This window comes from Halalkalibacter sp. HAAS-P013 (assembly GCF_056619925.1).
The window spans coordinates 108,910-134,210 of record NZ_JBWQTU010000014.1; the positions used below are offsets into that span (position 1 = coordinate 108,910).

The 25,301-nt window shown below is 38.6% G+C and carries 24 protein-coding genes, 1 tRNA gene and 1 pseudogene; 17 read left to right on the plus strand and 9 right to left on the minus strand.

The window, feature by feature from the left end; translation table 11 throughout:
* The first annotated feature begins 101 nt into the window (after nt 1–101).
* The gene (locus tag AC1FXP_RS18445; RefSeq protein WP_480063464.1) at nt 102–521 is read left to right on the plus strand and encodes a hypothetical protein; all 420 of its coding nucleotides are present in this window, start codon (nt 102–104) and stop codon (nt 519–521) included.
* Nucleotides 522–560: 39 nt separating this feature from the next.
* Here the strand turns inward: AC1FXP_RS18445 and AC1FXP_RS18450 are convergent, their stop codons facing one another.
* A complete protein-coding gene (locus tag AC1FXP_RS18450; protein WP_480063465.1) occupies nt 561–1,145 on the minus strand; it encodes a cysteine hydrolase family protein in 585 nt (194 codons plus the stop codon).
* Between the two features lie 203 nt (nt 1,146–1,348).
* On the opposite strand from AC1FXP_RS18450, the gene AC1FXP_RS18455 reads away from it, so the two are divergent.
* The 5 genes from AC1FXP_RS18455 (at nt 1,349) to yugI (ending at nt 6,067) form a co-directional block, all read left to right on the plus strand.
* The gene (locus AC1FXP_RS18455; protein WP_480063466.1) at nt 1,349–1,843 is read left to right on the plus strand and encodes an Lrp/AsnC family transcriptional regulator; all 495 of its coding nucleotides are present in this window, start codon (nt 1,349–1,351) and stop codon (nt 1,841–1,843) included.
* Nucleotides 1,843–3,018, plus strand: a complete 1,176-nt coding sequence (locus AC1FXP_RS18460) for an aminotransferase (protein ID WP_480063468.1) — start codon at nt 1,843–1,845, stop codon at nt 3,016–3,018. The genes AC1FXP_RS18455 and AC1FXP_RS18460 overlap by 1 nt, the downstream gene beginning before the upstream one ends.
* A gap of 502 nt (nt 3,019–3,520) precedes the next feature.
* Entirely contained in the window at nt 3,521–4,303 is a 783-nt protein-coding gene (gene thiM, locus AC1FXP_RS18465; protein ID WP_480063470.1) for a hydroxyethylthiazole kinase, read from the plus strand.
* Nucleotides 4,304–4,321: 18 nt separating this feature from the next.
* Nucleotides 4,322–5,461 carry a DEAD/DEAH box helicase gene (locus AC1FXP_RS18470; RefSeq protein WP_480063472.1) on the plus strand — a complete coding sequence of 380 codons (1,140 nt, stop codon included), beginning with the start codon at nt 4,322–4,324 and terminating at the stop codon, nt 5,459–5,461.
* 180 nt (nt 5,462–5,641) lie between these two features.
* Entirely contained in the window at nt 5,642–6,067 is a 426-nt protein-coding gene (gene yugI / locus AC1FXP_RS18475) for a S1 domain-containing post-transcriptional regulator GSP13 (RefSeq protein WP_250097775.1), read from the plus strand.
* A 270-nt stretch (nt 6,068–6,337) separates the two neighbouring features.
* Here the strand turns inward: yugI and AC1FXP_RS18480 are convergent, their stop codons facing one another.
* The gene (locus AC1FXP_RS18480; protein WP_034626543.1) at nt 6,338–6,565 is read right to left on the minus strand and encodes a DUF378 domain-containing protein; all 228 of its coding nucleotides are present in this window, start codon (nt 6,563–6,565) and stop codon (nt 6,338–6,340) included.
* A 192-nt stretch (nt 6,566–6,757) separates the two neighbouring features.
* Here AC1FXP_RS18480 and AC1FXP_RS18485 point away from each other — a divergent pair, with 192 nt between their 5' ends.
* Both AC1FXP_RS18485 and AC1FXP_RS18490 read left to right on the plus strand, forming a co-directional pair.
* A complete protein-coding gene (locus AC1FXP_RS18485; RefSeq protein WP_480063474.1) occupies nt 6,758–7,921 on the plus strand; it encodes an iron-containing alcohol dehydrogenase in 1,164 nt (387 codons plus the stop codon).
* 180 nt (nt 7,922–8,101) lie between these two features.
* Entirely contained in the window at nt 8,102–9,451 is a 1,350-nt protein-coding gene (locus AC1FXP_RS18490) for a glucose-6-phosphate isomerase (RefSeq protein WP_480063476.1), read from the plus strand.
* Nucleotides 9,452–9,618: 167 nt separating this feature from the next.
* On the opposite strand, the gene AC1FXP_RS18495 is transcribed toward AC1FXP_RS18490, so the two are convergent.
* Nucleotides 9,619–10,197 carry a CBO0543 family protein gene (locus AC1FXP_RS18495; protein ID WP_480063478.1) on the minus strand — a complete coding sequence of 193 codons (579 nt, stop codon included), beginning with the start codon at nt 10,195–10,197 and terminating at the stop codon, nt 9,619–9,621.
* Between the two features lie 175 nt (nt 10,198–10,372).
* On the opposite strand from AC1FXP_RS18495, the gene AC1FXP_RS18500 reads away from it, so the two are divergent.
* Complete coding sequence (locus AC1FXP_RS18500) at nt 10,373–10,795, plus strand: YugN-like family protein (protein WP_480063479.1); 423 nt, start codon at nt 10,373–10,375, stop codon at nt 10,793–10,795.
* Here AC1FXP_RS18500 and AC1FXP_RS18505 read toward each other — a convergent pair.
* Nucleotides 10,779–11,789, minus strand: a complete 1,011-nt coding sequence (locus AC1FXP_RS18505) for a potassium channel family protein (RefSeq protein ID WP_480063480.1) — start codon at nt 11,787–11,789, stop codon at nt 10,779–10,781. The genes AC1FXP_RS18500 and AC1FXP_RS18505 overlap by 17 nt on opposite strands.
* 110 nt (nt 11,790–11,899) lie before the next feature.
* On the opposite strand from AC1FXP_RS18505, the gene AC1FXP_RS18510 reads away from it, so the two are divergent.
* A complete protein-coding gene (locus AC1FXP_RS18510; protein ID WP_480063481.1) occupies nt 11,900–12,055 on the plus strand; it encodes a hypothetical protein in 156 nt (51 codons plus the stop codon).
* Nucleotides 12,056–12,113: 58 nt separating this feature from the next.
* A tRNA-Ala gene (locus tag AC1FXP_RS18515) sits at nt 12,114–12,189 on the plus strand.
* A gap of 275 nt (nt 12,190–12,464) precedes the next feature.
* Here AC1FXP_RS18515 and chrA read toward each other — a convergent pair.
* The 3 genes from chrA to AC1FXP_RS18530 are packed head-to-tail and all read right to left on the minus strand — an operon-like array spanning nt 12,465 to nt 14,458.
* Nucleotides 12,465–13,592: a chromate efflux transporter gene (gene chrA, locus AC1FXP_RS18520; RefSeq protein WP_480063482.1), complete on the minus strand. Its 1,128-nt coding sequence runs from the start codon at nt 13,590–13,592 to the stop codon at nt 12,465–12,467.
* A 15-nt stretch (nt 13,593–13,607) separates the two neighbouring features.
* Nucleotides 13,608–14,030, minus strand: a complete 423-nt coding sequence (locus AC1FXP_RS18525) for a chromate resistance protein ChrB domain-containing protein (protein ID WP_480063483.1) — start codon at nt 14,028–14,030, stop codon at nt 13,608–13,610.
* The gene (locus AC1FXP_RS18530) at nt 14,027–14,458 is read right to left on the minus strand and encodes a Chromate resistance protein ChrB (RefSeq protein ID WP_480063484.1); all 432 of its coding nucleotides are present in this window, start codon (nt 14,456–14,458) and stop codon (nt 14,027–14,029) included. Before AC1FXP_RS18530 ends, AC1FXP_RS18525 begins: the two co-directional genes overlap by 4 nt.
* 692 nt (nt 14,459–15,150) lie before the next feature.
* Between AC1FXP_RS18530 and AC1FXP_RS18535 the strand changes: the two genes are divergently transcribed.
* A complete protein-coding gene (locus AC1FXP_RS18535; protein WP_480063485.1) occupies nt 15,151–15,471 on the plus strand; it encodes a hypothetical protein in 321 nt (106 codons plus the stop codon).
* A gap of 560 nt (nt 15,472–16,031) precedes the next feature.
* Nucleotides 16,032–17,408: a class II fumarate hydratase gene (gene fumC, locus AC1FXP_RS18540; RefSeq protein WP_480063486.1), complete on the plus strand. Its 1,377-nt coding sequence runs from the start codon at nt 16,032–16,034 to the stop codon at nt 17,406–17,408.
* Nucleotides 17,409–17,466: 58 nt separating this feature from the next.
* On the opposite strand, the gene ilvD is transcribed toward fumC, so the two are convergent.
* Together ilvD and AC1FXP_RS18550 are read right to left on the minus strand one after the other, a co-directional pair.
* Complete coding sequence (ilvD, locus tag AC1FXP_RS18545; RefSeq protein ID WP_480063487.1) at nt 17,467–19,158, minus strand: dihydroxy-acid dehydratase; 1,692 nt, start codon at nt 19,156–19,158, stop codon at nt 17,467–17,469.
* Nucleotides 19,159–19,508: 350 nt separating this feature from the next.
* Nucleotides 19,509–19,859, minus strand: a complete 351-nt coding sequence (locus AC1FXP_RS18550) for a hypothetical protein (protein WP_480063488.1) — start codon at nt 19,857–19,859, stop codon at nt 19,509–19,511.
* A 334-nt stretch (nt 19,860–20,193) separates the two neighbouring features.
* On the opposite strand from AC1FXP_RS18550, the gene AC1FXP_RS18555 reads away from it, so the two are divergent.
* From AC1FXP_RS18555 to AC1FXP_RS18570, 4 genes and pseudogenes are all read left to right on the plus strand, one after another.
* Entirely contained in the window at nt 20,194–21,501 is a 1,308-nt protein-coding gene (locus AC1FXP_RS18555; RefSeq protein ID WP_480063489.1) for an alkaline phosphatase, read from the plus strand.
* 123 nt (nt 21,502–21,624) lie between these two features.
* Nucleotides 21,625–22,129 (plus strand): annotated as a pseudogene (cudC, locus tag AC1FXP_RS18560) (choline uptake/conversion transcriptional regulator CudC).
* Between the two features lie 196 nt (nt 22,130–22,325).
* The gene (gene purT / locus AC1FXP_RS18565) at nt 22,326–23,501 is read left to right on the plus strand and encodes a formate-dependent phosphoribosylglycinamide formyltransferase (RefSeq protein WP_480063490.1); all 1,176 of its coding nucleotides are present in this window, start codon (nt 22,326–22,328) and stop codon (nt 23,499–23,501) included.
* Nucleotides 23,502–23,904: 403 nt separating this feature from the next.
* Nucleotides 23,905–24,837 (plus strand): sulfurtransferase, encoded by a 933-nt coding sequence (locus AC1FXP_RS18570; protein WP_480063491.1) that lies wholly within the window; start codon nt 23,905–23,907, stop codon nt 24,835–24,837.
* Nucleotides 24,838–25,301: the final 464 nt, after the last annotated feature.

A 25,301-nucleotide genomic window follows, 5' to 3' on the forward strand; every position in this document is an offset into this window, starting at 1 on the left:
ATAATCCCCCTCTTTAAGCCGGATGAAACTCGTGTATAATGAAAAGGATAAAATCGAAACTGTCAGCAGTGAGAAGTGTTAGACAAGAAAGGGGTGTTACCTTGACTTATCAAGCTAAGGAGCCGAAATTTCTTTGGATTCTCTTATTTATTTTAACGATTACTTATGCGTATGCTCTTGAAGAAACATTATGGACAAATGTAGCATATGGTGTTTCTTTTATTTTTTTTGCAGCAATGACAATCAGTTATCGACTGGACGTGCTTGAAGATAAATTAATTCATATTGTTCACGTATTCGGCTTTACTATAAGGAAGCGGACAATCGAAGCGAATGAAGTAGCCAAACTGACCACTATTCATTTAGGTCAAAGGACGATTATCCTTCTTCATTTAAAAAGAGGGTTCAGACTGAAGCTGCAGCGTTTCTCTCCAGAAGGGCTAGAAACGGAATTGATTCAATTTGCAAATGTTCATAATATTGAAGTTGATCATACGAACCCAAGTCAAAGAAACAAATAAAAGCCGGTAAAGAAGGCGGGTTATCCCAAAAGGTCAAAATCAGCCCTTTTGGGATAACCCCTTTGTTAGATTGTTAATGAATGTCGTTGAAGGAGAAATGTCGGCTTTTAGTACTTCTTCCATAAACGATAAAGCATGTTCATTTGTTTTCGTTGTATTTGATGCAACGCAATCAGATGGAATCAAAAGCTGGTAATCAAGCATATAGGCATCGTTTGCTGTAAATTGCACACACATATTTCCAGCAACTCCCGTAATAATTAATGTATTGACATGTAAGTGAGTAAGCAACAGATCTAAAGGAGTAGCAAAGAACCCTGAATACTTAGGCTTTAAGATAAAATAGTCATCATTATCTGGTTTCATTATTTCAGCAATTGGTTTGCCACGAACATCTTCTTCAAGACAATGAGAGACAAGGTGTCTGAAGTCTGATTGCCACTTCCCATAATTATCGTTAACATATATTACGGGTATACCTTCATTTTTTAACGTGCGTTTTAATGTGGCAATGTTCTTCGCCGAAGTAAGAGCATAAGGAAGCAATTGATAGCCACTTGAAAATTCAAGGTCATTAATCATATCAATAATGAGTAATGCATAACGTGGTGCAGTTGGTGTCATGTTTTCTAGACTCCTCCTAAGTAAGGGAATGAAGACTTTGTTTAACGTATCGAAACACTTGCATAAAGAAGATAACATTTTTAAAAGAAATGTTCGAATAATGTGAAAAAAAAGGTGATTTGTTACAGTGGCTCGGTATGTTATGATAAACCAAATGATTAGATAACATACGCTTTAACGAACACAAAGGAGATAGTGAAAAAATGAATGAAAAAGCATTGGAAGTTTTGCAAATCATTGAAGGAGATGGTCGAGTATCAATTAGCACACTTGCTAAAATGGTTGATGCCACAGAAGATGAAGTCAAAGCAATTCTAAAAAAATTAGAAGATGAAAAAGTAATTTTAAGTTATTCTGCTGTTATTGATTGGAGTAAGGTTGAGAAACAAGAAGGCGTTACAGCTGTGATCGACGTGAAAGTTACACCGCAGCGTGGGGTAGGTTTTGATGAAGTAGCAGAGCGAATCTATCGCTTTCCTGAAGTGAAAGCACTTTACTTAATGTCTGGAGCTTATGATTTATCTGTTGTGATTGAAGGAAAGACAATGTCTGAAATTGCTCGCTTTGTTTCGGAAAAACTATCAACGATTGATACCGTTATTTCTACAACAACTCATTTCCAATTGAAAAAATATAAGCATGATGGGGTTGTCTTTGATCAAGGAGAAGAAGACCATCGAATTGTGGTGACACCATAATGTCAAACGTCAAAACAAACTCGCGATTATCAGATCGTGTTCAACAGATTAAACCGTCTGGTATTCGGCGGTTCTTTGATTTAGCTTCAAAAATGGATAACATTATTTCACTAGGGGTAGGGGAGCCGGATTTTGTCACGCCTTGGAATGTTCGTGAAGCGAGCATTTCGTCCCTTGAGCGAGGTTTCACCGCTTATTCTGCCAATGCGGGGATCATTGAACTAAGAAGAGAGATCTCCTCTTATATGAACAAGCGTTTTTCAATTCAGTATGATCCTGAGAGCGAAGTATTAGTAACAGTAGGTGCAAGTGAAGCAATAGATATTGGCATGCGGGCTATTCTTAATGAAGGCGATGAAGTCATTATCGTTGAACCAAGCTTTGTGTCGTATGTACCGCTTGTTCAAATGGCTGGTGGAGTACCTGTATCAGTTGGAACGAATAATCAAGATAATTTCAAAGTGTCAGCAAAGCAAATTGAGGCAGCTATTACAGATCGAACAAAGGCGCTTATGCTGTGTTTTCCTAATAATCCGACTGGTGCAACAATGAATCGGGAAGAGATGCTAGAAATAGCTATGCTTGCCCAGCGACATGATTTACTCGTATTTTCTGATGAGATCTATGCAGAGCTTAGCTATGATGAAAAACATGTTAGTTTTGCGTCGCTTCCGAATATGAAAGACCGGACGATTTTAATTTCGGGCTTTTCTAAATCCTTCGCTATGACAGGGTGGCGACTCGGTTTTGTATTAGCTCCTGAGGACTTGCTTTCAGCGATGCTCAAGCTTCACCAATATAGCCTTATGTGCGCACCTACAATGGCGCAACACGGAGCATTAGAAGCGCTAAAGAGCGGAATGGATGATATCGAACGAATGAAGCAATCGTATAAACAACGTAGAAACTATGTTGTAAAGTCATTTAAGGAGATTGGCTTATCTTGTCATACGCCTGGCGGGGCGTTTTATGCATTCCCATCAATCGAGAGAACTGGGCTTACTTCTGAGCAGTTTGCAGAGAAGCTATTATTAGAAGAAAGAGTGGCTGTCGTTCCTGGTCATGTATTTGGTGCTGGAGGAGAAGGGCACATTCGCTGTTCTTATGCAACATCGATGGATAATTTAGAACAGTCAGTGGAGCGGTTAGAAAGACTGTTAAAAAAACTAACGTAGAATTGTAGGACCTATAAAAAAAGAGGGCAAGAGCTTAAGCTCTTGCCTTAATTCGTAGGGGGAATACGATTGTAATATACATTATGGGCATTGTTTTGAATTGTATACATAATCGTCAGAAAAATGTTACGTTTGTTTTTAGTAGGGAAAAAAGGTAAGATTTTCTCGAGTACACTGAAAAAGGTCGACTTTCGTGGGGACTGAAAAAGTCTTTTTTAGCAGATTCTAGGAAGCAGCAATGGCTCCACACGTTGCGCGCCTGCTATGAGAAAACCACTCATAGCAGGCTTTAAGACAAAGCAACGGTTCCGCTCATTGCTTAAAGGCCATTGAAAAAGGTCAAAACCATACCTTTTTCAGTGGCCTCCGACTTTCACCTTTTCAGTGCACTGCAACGTGAGGAGCCTAGTTATTTAATCGAGGCATTGAAAGAGGTTGGTTTTCACCTTTTTCATAGACTTCACTTTCTCATAATCATCTAAACAAGAAGAGGGCGGTTTATTTGCTAGAGCATGTTCGAAAAGAGAATCCATTGGTTCACTGTATGACCAATGTAGTAGTTACGAATTTTACTGCGAATGGATTATTGGCACTAGGTGCATCGCCAGTAATGGCGTATGCTGAAGAGGAAGTAGCAGATTTGGCTAGGTTAGCTGGAGCTTTATTATTAAATATCGGTACGCTTTCAAAAGACCAGATTGATCAGATGATTGTAGCTGGACAAGAAGCTAATCGTGCTGGAGTACCGGTTGTCCTTGACCCGGTTGGGGCAGGAGCAACAGCGTTTCGAACAGAAAGCAGTAAGAGAATTTTGGATCAAGTAAATATTTCTGTGTTGAGAGGGAATGCTGGGGAGATCGCTTCTCTTGTTGGATTAGAAGCTCATGTCAAGGGTGTAGATGGCAATATGGAAGGCGATAAATTAGATTTAGCAAAACGTGCAGCGACTCAATTTCAATGTGTATGTGTTGTTACGGGTGAGGTGGATATCGTAACCGATGGGAGTCTTGCTCAAGCAATTCATAATGGACACCCTTGGATGACTAAAGTGGTAGGAACTGGTTGCCTTTTAGGCGGAGTGATTGGTACATTTATAGCTGTTCACCGTGAAAATATCCTTGAAGCAACAACGAGTGCGGTTACTTATTATGGTATTGCAGGTGAGCAAGCATATGAAAAAACGGAAAGCCTAGGTATTGGTGCCTTCCAACAAGCATTTTTAAATAACCTTCACCTATTAACAGGTCAACAAATAGAACAATTAAAGCGCACAGAAACGTTTTAAATAGAAAGAGGGAAAACAATGAGCGAAACATTTTCATTTAATGTGTTACCGAGTTTTTTGGTGAATGCATTGAAAGGCCAAGGTGTAACCGAACCAACTGATATTCAAGCAAAAATGATTCCAGAAGCACTTGAAGGACAAAGCTTAATTGCTCGTTCACAAACAGGGACTGGAAAGACCCTAGCCTTTCTCCTGCCTGCACTTGCCAAGATTGAAAAGGATAAAAAGGGCATGCAAGTCGTTGTACTAGCACCAACTCAGGAGCTTGCCATGCAAGTTCATGAAGTGGCAAAAAGCTTGACGAAGGAAGAACCAATTGAAATTGGAGCATTTATTGGCGGAGCCAATATTAAGCGTCAAGTTGAAAAGTTGAAAAAGCAGAAGCCTCAATTGGCGATTGGCACACCAGGTAGATTGTTAGAGCTGATTGAAATGAAGAAATTGAAGCTCCATGAAGTGAAAGTTGTTGCCGTTGATGAAGCTGACCGGATGATGGCAGAGCGTCCATCGTGGGAAGCAACGATGCAGATTGCAAAACGGGCAGGAAGAGAGACGCAGTTCTTATTTGTTTCTGCAACGATTCCTAAAGATTTCTCAGAGCAAGTGGCAGATGCAGCCCCGTTTGTTGTTCAAATTGAAGCAGAAGGTGGCCTTTTACATACAGAACAGGTTAAACATCTTTTCCTTCGAGTAGACACGAGAGATAAGATTGACACGGCTAGGCGCTTAATTCACGCTGAAAACATTGAAAAAGGGATTGTTTTTGTCAACCAATTAGAAAAGTTAGCTGAAACAGCTGAAAAATTCTCTTATAAAGGAATTAAGACATTAGCGTTATCATCAGATCAAGGGAAGCAGGAAAGGGAGCATGCTCTCCAATCTTTCAGAAAAGGAGATACGCATATACTTGTCGCAACAGATGTGGCTGCGCGCGGACTTGATGTCGATGATGTTACACATATTATTCAATTGGATCCACCAGCGAGTCCTGACAGCTACCTGCACCGATCTGGACGTACAGGAAGAATGGGTAAGGCTGGAACGGTCATTACGTTAATTGATCGAAACAATGAGTATAAATTAGAAAAATACAAACGTGATTTGAAAATTGAGTTAGAAGAGCGTTATCTTGCAAGAGGACAGTTGCAAACAAAATAAAGATGTGGCGCTAGGATACGGATACGGTTCTAGCGCTTTTTTGAATTCGAAAAGGCTTGTTTACTTGCTGAAATTATAGGGTAAATATAACAATACAAAAAGAGTACAATCCGTTTTTGCTTAAACGCTCTAGTTGTGTTAAAATTAAAAGGTTAAAAATTATCTAGGAGATGTATGTATATGTCAAATTATGAAGTAGGCAATATCGTAGAAGGAAAAGTTACTGGCATTAAGCCATTTGGTGCTTTTGTAGCTCTTGATGAAAAAAAGCAAGGACTTGTTCATATTTCAGAAGTAGCGCACGGTTTCGTTAAGGATATTAATGATGTTCTTAAAGTTGGAGACGAAGTGAAAGTGAAAATCATGAATGTAGAAGAGGGGTCTGGAAAAATCTCACTTTCTATCCGTGCTACACAGGAAGCTCCTGAGCGTCCTGCTCGTCCGGCTAAGCCTCGTCCACAAGGAAATGCTGGTGGCGGCCGTAAGCCACAAGTACAAAAGCAACAACAGCAACAAGGATTTAACACATTAGAAGATAAGCTAAAAGAATGGTTAAAGCAATCTAACGAAATCCAAGCTGACTTAAACAAGCGCGCGAAGAAATAAATAGTAAAAGCACTCATTTGAGTGCTTTTTTCTTTTCAGGTATATAAAAAAAGGTAAAACCGACCTTTTTTCTTCTAGAAAGAGGGAAGTCAAAGGGAATGGCCCTGGCTTCGCACGCCGTACGCCTTTTAAGAAGGGCGCTTAAAAGGCTAAAGTGATAACGGCGGCTACGCACAGGGCTTCAGGTATATAAAAAAAGGTAAAACCGACCTTTTTTTTTATACCTGAAAAGGGTCTGACTCTCTAAAAAAGAAGTCAGACCCTTATCTATTAACGTTGTGTTTCAGGAACACGTTCAAGCTCCTCATCTGGTTTGAAAAGAATTGAAATACAATATAGACCTGCTAAACCAACTAGGGCATAGATAACACGTGAGAAAGCTGCTGCCTGACCACCGAAAATGGCTGCAACAAGGTCAAAACGGAAGAACCCGATCAGTCCCCAGTTAATTGCACCAATAATCGCTAATACTAATGCTGTACGTTGAATACCGCTCACAATATTCACCTCCAGTTATGGTTATCGACATTTAAAATGTCACGACAATATAAATTGTCTTACACAACTCCATCTGTTGTGTTTCACCATTTAGAATGTGAAAATCGAATAGAATTATGCAAAACAATAAGTGCCAATCGTTTACAATTGCTTCTCACTTGGTAATAATGGAGGGGAATAGGAGGAGATAGAATGGATCCATTTATTTTTAACAATCCGACAAAATTAATCTTTGGAAAAGGTCAAAATGAGTCATTAGCCAATGAAGTGAAAAACTACGGAAAAAAGGTGCTTCTTGTTTATGGTGGCGGAAGTATCAAAAAAAATGGTTTATATGATTTTGTCTTACAACAATTAAAAGGAGCAGAAGCGCAAGTAACAGAGCTAGAGGGAGTCGAGCCAAACCCAAGGCTTTCAACCGTAAGAAAAGGAATTAAAGCTTGCCGAGAAAATAACATAGATCTTGTTTTAGCAGTAGGTGGGGGAAGTGTTATCGATGCTTCAAAGGCAATTGCAGTTGGTGCTAAATCAGAAGAGGATATTTGGGATATTATTAAAAAGACAGCTCAGCCAACAGACGCCTTACCTCTTGGTACTATTTTAACATTAGCTGCTACAGGCTCAGAAATGAATGCTGGGTCCGTTATTACTAATTGGGAAACAAATGAAAAATTAGGTTGGGGTAGTCCATTTTCATTCCCGAAGTTCTCGATTCTTGATCCGAAAAATACTGTATCAGTACCGGAAGACCAAACAGTCTACGGAATCGTTGATATGATGAGTCACGTTATTGAAGCTTATTTCCATAAGGCGGAGAACACGTTATTACAAGATCGAATTATGGAATCGATTTTACTAACTGTTATGGAGACAGCTCCAAAACTACTTGAAGACTTAAGTAATGAAGAGTATCGTGAAACAATTCTTTATTGTGGAACAATGGCTCTTAATGGCATCACGCAAATGGGTTTGCGCGGTGATTGGGCTACACATAATATGGAGCACGCTGTATCTGCGGTTTATGATATCCCTCATGCGGGAGGATTGGCGATTTTATTGCCACATTGGTTACGTTACACAATAGATGAGCGTATTAGTCGTCATGTGCAACTTGCAACTCGGGTTTTAGGTGTAGATACGGAAGGCAAATCAGATCAAGAAATTGCTCTTGAAGGGATTAATAAATTATCGGCATTCTGGACGTCACTAGGTGCCCCAAATCGTTTAGCCGATTACGATATAGATGATAGTCAGATTGAAAAAATGGCGACACTTGCTTCAAATCGTGGGAAGTTTGGAAACTTTAAGTCTTTAGAAAAAGAAGATGTAACAAACATATTGACAGTTGCACTATAAAGTTCCCATAAATTACATTTTAGCACCAAGGAGAGGCTTTTCTCCTTGGAGTTCCCACTTATCTTAACGAAATTGTTAAATTTATCATATTTCTTAATTTTCTTTATATTCAGTGCTTGATTCTTTCTAAAGCTTTAGATAAAGTGAAAGAGAATAAGATTATAGTATGGAGGCTGAAAGATGGAAAAAGTTCGTTTCGACTATACCAAAGCATTAACGTTTTTTAATCAACATGAAGTTGATTACATGCAAGATGCTGTAACAGCTGCGCATGAGGCATTACATAATAAAACAGGAGCTGGAAGTGACTATCTAGGATGGATCGACCTTCCGAAAAATTATGATCGTGAAGAATTTTCACGCATCCAAGCAGCTGCTGAAAAAATCCAAAGCGATTCTGATGTGTTACTCGTTATTGGAATTGGTGGTTCTTATTTAGGAGCACGTGCTGCGATTGAAGCATTAAACCATTCATTCTATAATAACCTTTCAAAAGAAGAGCGTAAAACCCCGCAAGTTTTCTTTGTTGGACAAAACATTAGTTCAACTTATGTGAAAGATTTACTTGCTCTTATTGAAGGAAAAGATGTTTCAGTTAATGTTATTTCGAAATCAGGTACAACAACAGAACCAGCTATCGCATTCCGTATTTTCCGTGATTATTTAGAAAAGAAATATGGAGTAGAAGAAGCTCGTAAGCGTATTTATGCAACAACTGACCGTGCAAAAGGAGCTCTTAAAACGCTTGCTACAGAAGAAGGGTACGAAACATTTGTCGTTCCAGATGATGTCGGTGGCCGTTTCTCTGTTTTAACTGCTGTTGGCTTGCTTCCAATTGCAGTTAGCGGTTTAGATATTGAAACAATGATGAAAGGTGCAGAAGCAGCAAGTGAGGACTTCTCTAATCCTAATCTAGCTGAAAATGAATCGTATCAATATGCGGTTGTTCGTAATGCCCTTTACAACAAAGGAAAAACAATCGAATTAATGGTGAACTACGAGCCTTCTCTTCACTTTGTTTCTGAGTGGTGGAAGCAATTATTTGGTGAAAGCGAAGGGAAAGACGGCAAAGGGATCTATCCTGCGTCTGTTGATTTCTCTACAGATCTTCATTCAATGGGTCAATATGTTCAAGATGGTCGCCGTGACCTTTTTGAAACGATTATTAACGTTGAAAACGTACGTGAGCATGTAACGATTGAGGAAGCAGCAAGTGATTTAGACGGCCTAAATTACCTAGCAGGCCAAACAATGGATTTCGTTAATAAAAAAGCGTTCCAAGGAACGATGCTTGCTCATACAGACGGAGGCGTACCTAATTTAATCGTCAACGTTCCTGAATTAAATGAGTACTACTTTGGCTATCTTGTATACTTCTTTGAAAAAGCAGTGGGCATCAGTGGATACTTACTTGGTGTAAATCCATTTGACCAAGAGGGTGTAGAAGCATACAAGAAGAATATGTTTGCTTTATTAGGAAAACCTGGTTTTGAAAAAGAAAAAGCTGAGCTTGAAGCTCGCTTAAAGTAAAGGGAAGAGGCTGGATCAAAAGCTGATAAAAAGACGGTACTGGCTCCGTTTGGCACTCGCTTCCCTGGAGAAGAAAACGAATCCCTTTCAAGGTTTAAAGTTGTAATGACTAGAGGTTGTACCAAAAGGCCAAAAACCTTTTGGTACAACCCCTTTTTTTATCAATTTTAAACTGATTGTCTATTTTTTTGCATTTTTAAGAAGATATTCGTAATGATTTTTGATAAGAGGAAGATAATGCAATAAAGCAAGAACAGGTGAAAAAAGTTTATGCCATTATGCAATTTAAATAAATGATGCAAAGTTAAAATGGGTTTAAAGATGAATGACAAGAAAAGCGATAATCCTATCGAATAGATATAAAAATTTTTCTTGTGGTTTAAGGTCCATTGATAAACAAACATAAATAGAACGGGGATAAGTACAGCATCTAACGATAAATTACCAGGAATAAAAGGGATTAGTTGATAAGGGTAGCCCCATAAACCTTGTCTAACCCCAACAATATCAGTATAACTAAACCATATATGGATATTGAAACCGTAAAAACCTAGAAGAAATATGTTTTTTCTATCAATGACAAAATACAAAACGACTAAAGGTGCAACACACATAACTAGAAAAATTAACCAGAATTGCCATGTTGCTAAATTAGAAAATTGATGCCAATACTCCGCTTGTAATTGTGATAATTGTTCCTGCATCGTCCTTATTTTTTCATATACTTCAATTTGATCTTTATCCATTCCTACACCCCGATGTTTTAGCTTTGCCTTTTAGTTTCCACAAAAATAAAATAGCTATGTAAAGTGATAAACAAATGTAAACTTTTGTCCTTTTTCTTCGTTTCTCATAAAAATGTCATCCTTGGTGACACTATCTATAGGTGAATTTTAGAACGTTTGTGAAAGGATGAGGGTAATGATTGCTCTTCAATCGACCGTTGAAGGTAAGGAAATGAAGCTTAAAGAATTAGAAGATAAATTAAAACCACTAGGATATGATATCGGTGGTGGTTGGGAATACGATCATGGATACTTTGATTATAAAATTGACGAAGAGGACGGCTATACGTTCTTACGTCTTCCCTTTAGAGCGTTAGATGGAGAATTGGACCAACGAGGAGTGACGGTTCAATTAGGAACGCCATTCTTACTTAACCATAAGTACCAAGATGGATTAGATGATAACCCAGATGTCTTTAATGGCCTGTTTCGAATGGCGTATAATAGTTCAATTAATCAATTTCAAGAGCCGGTCGATAAGGATTCAACTGTTGACCAAAAATATATGCCGACTGCAAAAAGTCTTGTGGAAGAATTGGAACTTACGTTGCTCTATTAGATTTAAGAACGATTAACTCATCATTTGGCTCGAGAAGCAAAGAGGAGTGCGGGTGAAATAATATTTGCCCGCTTCTTTTTATTCCAATGACGAGCAATCCTTTTTTATAAAAGATAGGCAGTGTATCAATAAAAGACTTTCCAACAAGCTTTTCTGTTACTAATCTGAATTCTAGTAAATTTTTCTCATTGTATTCAAGAAATTGATTTACAACATCGCTAGTTTGTTGATGCAGGAGGTTTGATGTAAGTACGGATCCAGTTAGTGTTGTTGACTCCACGCACTTATCAGCTCCAGCTCTCTTTGCATTTGCGAGTTGTTCCTTTGTCAGAATTTCAACGGTAGTATAAACATCAGGGTTTTGTCCCTTAACGGCAAGTGTAGTTAGAATGGATCTTGCATCAGCAGTAAATTCACTACCTTGGTGCTTTGCTGTAATAAGAACAGATCGGGCTAGAGAAATATTTGCTTGTTTTAAGATAGCGTCTTCACTACTGTTTCCTTTTACAAAATGGACATTTTTAAACTCTTTTGGGAGCTCATCTAAAGTTTCATCTATTAAAACAATTTTTATATGTGGTAGAGCTAGTTGGATGTTTTCAATTGATTGGCGGCTTCTCTCATTCCATCCAATGACAACAATGTGGTCTTCACCAATAAATGAGATGACCCCCTCTTTTGCTGATTGATTGATGGAGACAGCTGCACCAGCAAAAGAAGTAACAAGCAACGTCATAAACCCAACTCCGACAAAAATTAAAACAATAGCTACAACTCTAGTAATTGTCGATTCTGGTACAAAATCTCCGTATCCTACTGTTGAGACGGTTATAAACGCCCACCATATTCCCTCAAACCATGTAGAAAACCTCTCTGGTTCTAGCAAGTGAACAAGTGCACCTGCAAGAACGCCTGAGCCAATTACGGCGAAAAGAAGCTTTACGACAAGTGGAACGTGTCCAAGAAGTGCTCGAATGAATAACCATTGTTGCATAAAGTTTCTCTCCTATTTACAATTCATACTAACAGTATAGCCAAAGGCTTGCCGTAGCAACCGCGACTCTGCTATGATTATTTTAGATTTTATTTGTAGGAGAGGCTGTTATGTCTACGATCGTATTTGTATTTTCAATTTTTTGTGGCTGGCTCATTTTTGATGTGGTCAAGCATAAAAAAATAACATTAGAAAGTCTACTAAGCTCTTTGGTCATTGCTGTGGTAGCTGGTGTGTTCTGGTGGATTTTAGATTTGATTTTTTAACAAAATATGAGCTTGTCATTCCGTATAGAAAATCTTATAATAGAGGAGTATTCTATATGGGGCATTAGCTCAGCTGGGAGAGCGCTTCGCTGGCAGCGAAGAGGTCATCGGTTCGATCCCGTTATGCTCCACCATACATAAACGTTGATACAACAGGATTTCTTCACTTCGAAGGGATTCTGTTTTTCTGTTGTTTGTATGGTCACGGAGGGGTTATTGTAAGGAAATTTAATCAACCCACGAAGCATAATTTGGTATAAACATCATCACTCTTTAATGCGTAGTAGACACATACTATGCAACAACTATCCTCATTTTTAGGTCAATTTGTGTAAGAATGTACTTAAACGGAGTTTAGTTGAAGAACTAATAAAAAAATCTGCTCCCTAAGGAACAGATTTTTTAGTAGTTATAAGAAGATAATTAAAGTCCCAAAAGCTAATGCTAAAAGGAATACTTGCCAGATTTGCCATTTGAATTTGAACAATAGACCAAGCATTACAATAGCAATAACAACACTTCCCCAATCAATAAAGACTTCTAAAGATAGACGTATTAGGAAACTAGCAATAAGACCAACAACTGCTGCACTAACACCTGCTAAGTATAATTTTAGCTTCGCATTTCCTCTAATTTTATCGAAGTAAGGAGCACCTAACAACACCACTAAAAAGGCAGGTAAAAAGATAAAAAAGGTTGCCAGTGTAGCTCCCCAAAAACCATATGCTGCAAAACCAACAAATGCTGCAACCATAATTAACGGACCTGGTGTTAATTCATTAATAGCTAAACCATCAATATATTGTTCAGTTGTTAGCCAGCCATAATTATCAACAGCTTCAAATTGTAACAATGCTAAAACCGTATATGCTCCGCCAAAGCTAAGTGCACCAATTTTTAAAAATAATAGGGAAAGGCTAGTTGGTATCGAAGCGGTCCCTACTGAGGCGATTGCTAAAAATGGAAGACTGTTAACGCTGAATGCTTTATTGTTAAAGGAGCGAACTAGTATCATATATACTACTCCCATTGCCAATAGTAAAAGGATTAAGTCAATCTGAGTAATAAACGTTAAAGTTAACATGAAAAGAGTGATAAAGATTTTCTTTCCGTCTTGTAATACGCCAAATTTGTTTGCTATTCGATAAAGACTAAATAAAACAATTGCTACCATCGCCGGCTTAACACCATATAATAAACCTTGAGCAACATCCGAAGTAGCTGCATATTGAAAGTAAGCCCAAGCCAAAATGGTGATTAAGAAGAAGTTAGGTAACATAAATCCTAATCCTGCTAAAAGACCACCTAAATAACCGCGTTGTCTATATCCAACATACATACAAAGTTCAGCTGCCTCTGGTCCTGGTAACATCCCACATACAGCAAAGGCATCTCGAAATCGCTCATTATCGATCCATTTTTTCTTTTCTACCGCGTGCTCATGTATGACTTGTATTTGTGCAGCAGGACCACCCCATCCCTGTAATCCAATAAGGATGTAGGTCCAAAAAATGTTCCATAAACTAGGTTTCTCCACTTTTTTTCTCTCCCATTATAAATAATTATTTCTTTTTATCATTGCGTATAAAGCGTCATAAATAATAAATCCTTTTTCTAAAGCCTCATAATCATCCTTACTATTTAGGCTAATTCCATCACAAATAAAATCAAGACCGGGTGCAACAGGCTCTAAAAAAACTTCTTGTACCGTATCTGCTTCATCTACAATTAGAGCAATTTTTTTTAGGACGGGATCTTCTAAGTTGTAATCTTCTATGAAAGAATAAAATGAACATCGTCCATTTCTGTGAGAAAACTCTGCCCCTGGAATATCAAATCCCCTTGTATTATCAGGAATTTCTTGTTCGCCTTCAGGGATAAAAATAAATTCAGCTTCTTGATCAATATACTTTTTAATTAACCAACAACAAGCCATACGGTCTACTCCGATGTTTTCCCATGTAACCCACTTCATTTTAATTCACTCCTTCGTTGTATTATTTTTTCACGTACTTTTAATTCCAACGGGGAATTGAAATAATCAATTCTTTTTATCCGTTGGTATTTCTTTGCCAAAGAAACCAAATCAATGTTTTCTTCATCCAGTTGTTTTAGAAGTTCAATATAACCTTCATTGATTTGTTCAATGAACATCTGACTTATTTCCTTATCAGATAATCCAAAGTGAAGTTGTGATTCCCACATAGTGGCTTCTCCGCCTAAATCCTTAATCTCAACAGTTAACCATTGAAATTGTTCATATGTATAAGCATTTTTAGGTAAAAGCCATATAGCATCATGTAAATGAAAAGCCCCTAAACTTTTTAGCTTCCTCCAGACTTTTACTCTTGGAGAACTAGGCTTTCTAGGAATTTTATAAGTGAGGTGTAGCCAACTAATCAATATTTCACCTCCTATTGATGTAACCGTGGTTACATTATACTTTAATTTTAATAACATTTATAGAGGGGATTAAAATTTGAGCTTTAAGTAAAGGTAGCTTATATTAAAGAAGAACAACCACTAAAAGTAAGGCATTAGCTGCGCAGTACAACCAAACTGTGTACGGAAACAAAGCTGCAAATATTGATTTAAGAATATTACATACCTCACAAAACTTTATGCTACTTAAATTTCTTGGTCACTCCCGTGGTCACGAACTGAACATTAAGCAAAAGTACTGGAGGATAAAACGGTAATCTGAAATCAGTATAAAGCCTTACTGTAGAAGGGTTTCAAGACTAATAAGGAATTAAAGGGAAATGCTCTCACTTCGCTGGCAGCGAAGAGGTCATCGGTTCGATCCCGTTATGCTCCATCTAAAAAATCCATTTCTGGTCTAACCAGAGATGGATTTTTTTATGGTTGATTTTTTGGTTTGACTAGGTTGTGGAACCGGACGAATTAGTAAACCGAAAAAGGTGGTAACAACCGTTAGATCAACTTTTCTAAGTCGATGACTTGTGTGTTGTTGTTTTATTTTAGCCTGTAATACTTTAAGACATAAGAAAGTACTATTTTCCTGCAATGTCCATAGAGGAAGAAGTAAGGTGATTGTCGAATTATATATGTAACAATCTTAGGAGGTGTCTACCATGTTTCAAGTATCAGAACGCCAATTGTATGCGTACCAACTATGCTATGGAATTGAACAACATCTTCGCGAAATAATCACTATATTCGACATTAGCGCCCTTAAATTGAAGTATAAAGCTTACAAAGATCTAGTCTATATTGCGACAAAGGTGACGTCTGTTATAAACGGGGAGAATGTCGAGAAACTTATACGGGCTAATACTGTAAGACAGAAGGTTTGCCGGATGCGTAACGTCACTGAAGAGGATATCGCAATTTTAGAGGATTGCTTTAATAGTTTGCCAAGCCTGTCTAAAGAGAAGCGGATTAACGTTAGTTAAGCTTATTATAATTTCGGGTTTCTACTAGTTTACTGTACTTTACGATTTCTAGATTCGTAATCATCAAGTTCAATATCGTTTATCAGTCAGTAAAGGACTAAGTAAAGTTTTTATTAGAAATGAAGAACGATAAAAGATTTAATAATACGTACCACTTCGTTTGGATAACCTTCGAAGTAGTACGTTTTTTATTTTTTATAAAAACCTCTCAAACTCACAAGTTACCAAGTATATCAAATCAAGTTGCTGGTCATAATGTTTGTACAAGCGATAAACATGATTTGGAGGGAGAACAATGAGTGACGGGGGAAAAGCAATCGTCAGTGCAGCATTGTGTATATGTTTTTTAATAGGTGTGCTAGTTTTTAATGTCGTTTCTTTCTAATAAACTAGTAAATAGCATGATCCCTAGAAGAGGGGGTTTGGTTTTAGACTATTAGTAAAAATTTAAACAAACGTTTATTCAACTTTTGGGACATTATAAATCGACAACATAGCCGGGTCATAAAATGAATATTAATAATGATAGAAAACTTGAAGAAAGCGAGGAGGAAAACCAAATGGTCTATCGAACAGAGAAGGATACAATTGGTGAAATTCAAGTGTTGGCTAGTAAAAGGTGGGGGGCACAAACACAGAGAAGTTGTGAAAACTTTGCCATTGGTATTGAACAGATGCCTAGGGAAGTCATTCAAGCTTTTGCTATTTTAAAAAGAAGTGCTGCGTTGGTGAACCATAAGTTGAACACATTGGACGAAAGAAAAGCGGAAGCAATTGTTCAGGCTGCAGATGAAATAATAGCAGGGGACCTTGACGAACATTTTCCGCTTAAAGTATGGCAGACGGGAAGCGGCACGCAATCAAATATGAATGTGAATGAAGTAATTGCCAATCGTGCGAACGAACTGTTAGAAGAACAGAGGAGAGAGGAACGAGTTCACCCGAATGATGATGTTAACATGTCACAAAGTTCAAATGATACGTTTCCAACTGCGATGCATATTGCTAGTTTTATTAAGCTTGAAGACGAGTTGCTACCGGCCATTTTAAAGTTGAAGAACACCCTTTGGAAAAAATCAGTTCAATTTAAAGATCTTGTGAAGATAGGAAGAACTCACCTTCAGGATGCAACCCCATTAACGTTAGGGCAAGAAATTAGTGGTTGGCATCGAATGTTAGAAAAAGACGAAAAGATGGTTAAAGAAAGCATGGAGACGCTTAGAGAGTTAGCGATAGGCGGAACTGCTGTCGGGACTGGCATAAATGCGCATCCACAATTTGGGGAGTCAGTTGCTGCGGAAATAAGCAAGATAACAGACAGGAATTTTATAACTGCTAAAAACAAATTTCATGCTCTTACAAGTCATGATGAACTTGTGTACATACATGGTGCTTTAAAGGCTTTAGCAGCAGACCTTATGAAAATCGCTAATGATGTTAGATGGCTGGCGAGTGGACCACGATCGGGTATTGGAGAGATCACAATTCCTGCTAATGAACCAGGGAGTTCAATTATGCCAGGGAAAGTAAACCCGACCCAAAGTGAAGCACTAACGATGGTCGTTTGTCAGGTAATGGGGAACGATGCTTCCATAGGATTTGCCGCAAGTCAGGGGAATTTCGAGCTTAATGTATTTAAACCGATCATTATATATAACTTTCTCCAATCCGTTCAATTACTAACTGATGCAATGAATTCATTTCATGATAAATGTGCTGTTGGGATTGAAGCAAATGTGAATGTGATCAAGCAAAAAGTAGAACAATCACTTATGTTAGTAACTGCACTAAATCCACATATTGGTTATGAAAAAGCCGCTTCGATTGCAAAGTTGGCTCATCAAGAAAGTCTGACACTAAGAGAGGCTTCATTAAAGTCGGGATGGCTGATAGAAGAGCAATTTGATCAGATCGTTCGACCGGAAAAAATGGTCTAAAAATAGGAGGGGTTGACTATACCCGGTAAGGGTAAGGGTCAGACCCCTCTTTATTGCTTTAATCAGTGACAGCGCCTTTGGATGCTGATGATACAAGTCTAGCGTATTTATTGAGAATCCCTCTTGAGTACCTGAGAGGTGGTTCCGTCCACTCAGCTGCTCTCTTCTGCATTTCTTCTTCAGATACATCAACGGAGAGCTCTTGAGTTTCGCTATCGATCGTAATTAAGTCACCTGTTTTGATTAAGGCGATTGGTCCACCTACCTGAGCCTCAGGAGATACGTGTCCGACCACGAATCCGTGTGTTCCTCCAGAAAAACGTCCATCTGTTAAAAGACCGACCTTTTCTCCTAATCCTTTCCCTACGATAATAGCTGTAATTGAAAGCATTTCAGACATGCCAGGGCCGCCCTTTGGTCCGGCGTAACGGATAACAACAATGTCGCCTGCTTTTATCTCATCATCTAAAACTGCTTTTGTTGCTTCAGGCTCCGAGTCGAATACTTTCGCTGGTCCTGTAATCTTTTTAACTTTTAATCCAGACATTTTGGCTATTCCGCCCTCAGGTGCTAAATTCCCCTTTAAAACAAAAAGAGGACCTGATTCGCGAATTGGATTATCAAGCGAACGAATGATAACTTGTCCTTCTTTTAATGGATCTTGTTTTGCAAGGTTTTCCGCAAGTGTTTTTCCTGTTACCGTCAAACAGTCCCCGTGTAATAACCCAGCATCAAGTAGTAGTTTCATGACACCTGATACGCCTCCGACTGAATGTAGATCATGCATGACATAACGTCCGCTTGGTTTAAGGTCCGCTATATGCGGCACTTTTTTACGAATACGTTCAAAGTCATCAAGAGATAAGTCCACATCGACAGAATGAGCAATTGCTAGCAAGTGAAGGAATGCATTGGTGGAACCACCTAGTGCCATAACAACTGTAATCGCATTTTCAAAGGCTTCTTTCGTCATGATATCTTTTGGGTAAATGCCTTTACGTAAAAGTTCGACAACAGCTTTCCCAGCATCATAGCAATCCGTTAATTTCTCAGAAGTTTCCGCGGGATTTGAAGCACTTCCAGGAAGACTCATGCCCATTGCTTCAATAGCTGAAGCCATTGTATTTGCTGTGTACATTCCACCACATGAACCGGCACCAGGACAGGCGTGACATTCAATGTCTTTTAAATCTTCTTGGTTGATCGTCCCCGCACGATACTGACCAACCGCTTCGAACACAGAAACAATGTCAATGTCTTTGCCTTCCTTTGATTTTCCTGGTGCAATTGTTCCTCCATATACAAATACAGAAGGAAGGTTTAATCGTCCTATGGCAATCATACAGCCAGGCATATTTTTGTCACAGCCACCGATGGCGACAACCCCGTCTAGTCGTTCAGCTCCAACTACAGTTTCAATCGAATCAGCAATGACTTCGCGGCTTGGCAATGAGTAGCGCATCCCCTCATGTCCCATGGAAATTCCATCTGAAACAGTGATTGTATTAAAAATTAACGGTGCGCCATCTCCATCCGTTGCTCCATCTTTTGCTTTTCGTGCAAGTTGATCGATATGTATGTTACAAGGTGTCACTTCACTCCAAGTGCTTGCTATACCAATCATCGGCTTCTTAAAGTCATCGTCGGTAAAACCAACAGCCCTTAACATCGCTCTGTTTGGTGAACGATTCTCTCCCTCGCTAATATCAATACTTTTAATTCGTAAGTCGTTGTTTTCTTTGTTTGTCATTGTGAATGATCCTTTCCAAAAAAATAACTAGCTTCAAAAATAGTATCAACGAAAATTACCTCTTCATATACATTGGGAAATTAGCAAACGAAATTGTTAGCAAATATAACGAGTATAGGTTGAGCTAAAAGTAGGAATAGCCAAGTAATTGATACTCAAGTATCTGCCCAACAGATTATTGCGTATGAAATGGGCTTTTTGAAGATGAAGGTTTAACGGTTACTAATCATATTGTTCAATCTGGTCCGGATATTGGTCCATTAACTTTGAGTTGCTACAAGAAGTATTAGATGAAAAGTAATTAAGGAAGATGGTGCAAAGGGCACCATCTTCTTTTTGCTCTATTAGATCTAGTAAGGACGTGGACCGTAGCCAGGGTATCCACCAAATCCTCCATAACCCCCGAAGCCATGGTGATGGTGGCCATGGTGGTGACCATGGTGGTGACCGTATCCGTGGTGATAACCGTACCCTGGTCTAGGAGGTCTAGGAGGCCTAGGATAACCATAGCCGCCAAACCATGGATACCCAAAACCACCTACAGGGTAACCTGTTCCGAAACCAGGACCAACTAATTGACCGCCTAAAAAGCCTAAACCAGCACCTAAAATACCTGCACCTACTGGTCCGATCGCGCCTGCACCAAATCTTGAATCAGTTGGTTGATAATACTGAGGTCCGTGAAAGTCGTCTCTATACATGAACATTCTCCTCTCGGTTAATTAAACTGGGGAAGTATTATTTAATTATCACTTCAGCCTATGGATATTGGGTAATTATGGAATGGGCAAACGCCTTTAGTTTTATTGATTAGTGAAATAGCCTAGGCAAGAAAGAGTAAAAAATAGTGTTATGTAAAAAGTTACTCACAACTGTATTGTGGATAAAGTGGATAAAAACGAACAAATATTCGACAAGTGTTTATGCTGTACAGATAATATTCGATTTTTATTTACAATGCTTTAGGTAGAGTTGCTCATAATTTAGCGACATAAAACAAATAATTGAATTAATTGGATTCGATGGAGGAAAATGATGTATAACTGTAAAAAAAGTTCGTTCGTATTTTTTTGTGTACTAATGATTGTTTTGCCGATTGATTTACTGGTCGTTGCAGCCGAAGAGCAAGATGTTGTTGAGAATGTTATTTTGATGATTCCTGATGGCTTTTCAACTAGCTATGCGACGAGTTATCGGATTTTTAAAGGGGAAGAGTTAGTTTTTGAGCCATTTTTAGTTGGGATGATGGTGACGGATTCAGCAAATAGCTGGGTGACGGATTCGGCAGCTGCTGCAACAGCCATGTCAACAGGAGTCAAAACCAATAATAGAATGATTGGTGTTACACCAGACGGACAAAATGTAAAGACCATTTTAGAAGCTGCAAAAGAGTCAGGAAGATCTACTGGGCTAGTCAGTACAGTTTCAATTACCGATGCAACTCCTGCAGCATTTGGAGCGCATGTTATTTCTAGAAAAGATCAGACTGAAATTGCTAAACAACTTATTACGAAAGTAGATGTTCTTCTTGGAGGAGGGAAATTCCATTTTCTTTCCGAATCATCACACAAGGACGATCAAGAAAATACTCTGGAAGCTGCCAAATCGTGTGGCTATCATTTTTTGGAAACGAGAGACGAATTACTAAATTTAAGCGGGTCAGAGGAAAAGGTGTTAGGTTTGTTTGCGGAGGTAGAGTTAACACCTGTAATAGATAAAAGGACAAAAGAACAACCAAGTTTAGCTGAAATGGCTACGGCAGCTATACAATCTTTACATAAAAATGACAAAGGCTTCTTTTTGATGATTGAAGGGGGGCAAATTGATAGAGCCGGACATGTTCATGATCCTGTATGGGCGATGAACGAGACGAAAGCTTTCGAGGAAGCAGTAGAAAAGGTATTAGATTTTGCTAAAGGAGATGGACAAACATTAGTTGTCATTGCAGGCGATCATGATACTGGGGGGATGTCAGTTGGTGGTTATGATGAATACATAGCTAATGTGGAATTGTTAAGGGACGCTAAGGCAACAGGGAATTACATTGCCTCAGAGCTTAATAAAAAACGAAGCAATGCAGCAGATGTCATAAAAGAATATACAGGAATAAAGATAACAAAAAAGGAAGCAAAGCAAATTAAAAAAGCAAAAAAGAAAGAAGTAGCGATTGCTATTAATCATATTATAAGTAAGCGCGCGTATATCGGTTGGACGACTCACGTTCATTCTGGTGCCAATGTTCCGATCTATGCGTTTGGTCCAAGATCTAACCTATTTAGTGGAAATCTTGACAATACAGATATCCCTAAAAAAATAGCCGAAGCGATAGGTGTGCAATTTTAGAATAAATGATTTTAAGCCCAGTCGTTTCTTGATAATATAAGGTAGGAAATGTATAGATAGAACAGAGGACATTTTGTGTACGAAGCAGATGAAAAGGCAAATGAACAAATTCAGAATGCGAAGATGATGGTCATTGATTCGATTGCCGAAACTATGGATTTGTATGGGGTGACAAGAAGTGTAGGTGTTCTTTATGGAACGATGTATTTTGAAGATGAGATGACCTTAGATGAAATGTTAGTGGAACTAGGAATGAGTAAACCTAGTATGAGCACAGGTGTTAAGAAGTTGCAGGAATATAACATTGTGAAAAAAACGTTTCAGCGGGGTAGTCGGAAACATTCTTTTGTAGCAGAGAAAGATTTCTTTCGGTTTTTTAATAATTTTTTCTCTCGCAAATGGGAAAGGGAAGTCACGATCAACCTTGATGCAATCAACCGTGCCCAAAAAGAGCTAAATGAGGTTCTGTTAGACCAGGATATAACAGAAGAAATAAGGAATGAAGCCCAACAGATTTATGATCAATTAGAAATGTCTAAGCCCTTATTACTATTGGTTAAGGAATTTGGTAGAAGGAATGAATAGCGGGAAATTATTTGAGGTTTTTCCGCATGAAGAGGGGAAATAGAAAATTCTGATATGAAAAGGCGGTCCGCGATTTTAACAGTTGTGGCCGCCTTTTTTTGAATGAGGCAATAAACACGAATGTTATGTTAGTTCAGTAATGGTAACGTTCGTTAAACGGTTGATTTAGATTGGTGTAAAGATGTATAATAACGTTATTGTAAATAAAAAACTTAAATTTGTTAGGGGAGCTAAAAGTTATGTACGGTGTTCCAGAGTCAAAAAAAATGATGTTGCTTGGGTCAGGAGAGTTAGGGAAGGAAGTCATAATTGAAGCACAGCGATTAGGAGTCGAAACAATTGCTGTTGATCGATATGCAGGGGCACCTGCCATGCAAGTAGCTCATCGTTATCACGTTGTTGATATGTTAGATGCCGAACAATTACGTTCTATTATTGTAGAAGAAAAGCCTGACTTTATTGTTCCGGAGGTTGAGGCAATTCAAACGCAAGTGCTCGTTGAGCTAGAGAAAGAAGGGTACAATGTTGTGCCAACTGCTCAAGCGACAAAGTTAACAATGGATCGTGAAGGGATTAGAAGGTTAGCGAGTGAGGAGCTTGGCTTACCGACTGCTGGCTATGAATTCGCTAACTCGTTTGAAGAATTAAAGGAAGCGGTTAGGAAGATTGGGACACCATGTGTCATCAAACCACTCATGAGTTCGTCTGGAAAAGGTCAAAGTGTTTGCCGTAGCGAAGAAGATATTGAAACATCATGGAATATGGCTTTAGAAGGTGCTAGAGGAAAAAGTACGAGAGTCATTGTAGAAGAATTCATTACGTTTGATTCGGAAATTACTTTATTAACAGTTCGTTCGGTTTCTGGCACATCATATTGCGCTCCGATTGGGCATGTTCAAAAAGACGGTGATTACATTCAGTCATGGCAGCCACATCGAATGAGCGAAGAGCAAATAGCAGAATCGCAGCAAATTGCAAAGAAAATTACGGATGAACTTGGAGGCTATGGCCTTTTTGGTGTTGAACTATTTTTAACAAAGGATAAAGTCTACTTTAGCGAAGTATCACCAAGGCCGCATGATACGGGTCTAGTAACACTGGCCACTCAAAGTCTATCTGAGTTCGCTTTACATGTTAGAGCCATTTTAGGTTTTCCTATCACTGAAATTAATCTGCACTCAGCTGGAGCGAGTTACGCGATAAAAGCGTGGGAGGAAAGTTCGAATTATCAAATTTCCGGTCTAGAAGAAGCTCTTGCGGTACCGAATACTCAAGCTCGCGTGTTCGGAAAGCCAGAAACGAAAGTAGGACGTAGAATGGCAGTTGCGCTAAGTACAGCTGATTCAGTAGAAGAAGCGATGGAGCGTGCTGATAAAGGTGCTTCAAAAATAAAGATTGAATATCATAATAAATAATTTAGTAGTCAAACTTCATTAACAATCATTTTAATTTTGAGGGTGATTCAGAGATGTTTTTTATAAAGCATTCTGGATCACCCTCTTTTGATTAGGGTGTTTTCCTAACGATTGATGCTGTAAGAAACGTTTTTCTCGTAGTGAAATGGAGCGGAAGTCACTCGACTCCTGCGGGATGAAGAGGTAGGGGCGAGACCCCACAGGCGCAGCCGAGGAGGCTCGACACCTCCCCGCGGAAAGCGAGTGGCTGGAGCGCAATGGAACGAACATGAGGAGATCAAGTACTCCAAAAAACAACAATGTATACGAAAACAGCCTTTGATTATTAAAAAATCCCAATGAGTAAAATAAGGTTGTCTAATAAGAGTCATAATAAAGTCATACTTACAAAGAGGTGAAAAAGGTGAACAGAAGATTAGTCGTGATATTAGGATTCATAATCGTCTTAATTAGTGCTTTAGGAATAGAAGAAGGGTATGCCAAGGACGCAGGTTATCCAAACTCTCATTTATTAGTCAGTGCAAATTGGGTTGAAGAACATGCAGGAAAAGAGGGGATTTATATCATAGACGTTCGCGAAGGTGGATATGATCAAGGGCATATACCGACAGCTGTTCACTTTTCTGTGGACAAACTAGTTGATGAAGATCATCCTGTTGAAGGGTATTTAATCTCCAAACAAAAGTTTGAACAACTTATGGATGAATTAGGAGTGAGAAATGATCAAACGATTGTTATTTATGATGAAGGCAATGAAACGTCAGCTGCGAGATTGTTCTATGCATTAGAGTACTATGGACACGAAAATGTCCGCTTATTAAACGGTGGATATCAAGCTTGGTTAGCTGAACGAAATGAAGTTTCAAGAGAAGCTTCTATTAAGTCTAAAGGCAACTTCAAAGCCACAACAAAAAAGAACCTAATGGTAAAGAAAGAAGACGTTAAACAAATAATCGGAAAAGAAGAGATTGTTCTCTTTGATGTCCGTTCACCTGAAGAATACAAAGGAGAGAAAGTTCTAGCAAAAAGAGGCGGTCATATTCCATCTGCAGTGAATTTAGAGTGGACGACAGTATTAAGAGAAGAAGGTGTTCCATTTTTTAAAGATTCTGCAGAAATCTCGAGGCTTTTAGAGGGGGCTGGAGTTACACCTGATAAAACAATTGTAGTCTATTGTCATAAGGCAAACCGAGCTTCTCATATGTACTACACGTTACGCTTAATGGGTTTCGAAGACATCACTGTATATGAAGGATCTTGGATAGAGTGGGGGAATGATCCGAATACACCCATCGATAATCCAAGCAAAGATGAAAAGAGGCTACGCTCACTTTAGTTAAGATGATTGTTCCTTTCGCTTCTCTTTGAGTGAAGAGAAGCGGTTTTTTAATTGTTTCTATAAGAGCGTGTTTATAAAGGCGTCAATGACTCCGCACGCTACAAGGTTTTGCTCATTGCTTAGAGTCTGTTTTAACTCCTTGATGAAGTGGTATAATTATTAGTGGACTAACATCTGTTAATTTTATTTGAAAAAACTATTGCATCGATTTGTTAGCCGTGTTATATTATTTCTTGTCGCCGCGAAAGACGGCAATTAACAAACTTAACTTTTTTGAAAAAAAGTGTTGTGTTGATTTGAGTTTTGTGGTAAAATATTATTTGTCTCTTACGAGCGATGCGAAAGTAGTTCTTTGAAAACTGAACAAAAGCCAAGCGAAATAGAGATACATGATATCTCGTCAATTTAGTAATTTAGAAAAATTACACGAAGTATCGTTAGCGATACATTTTGAGCTAATC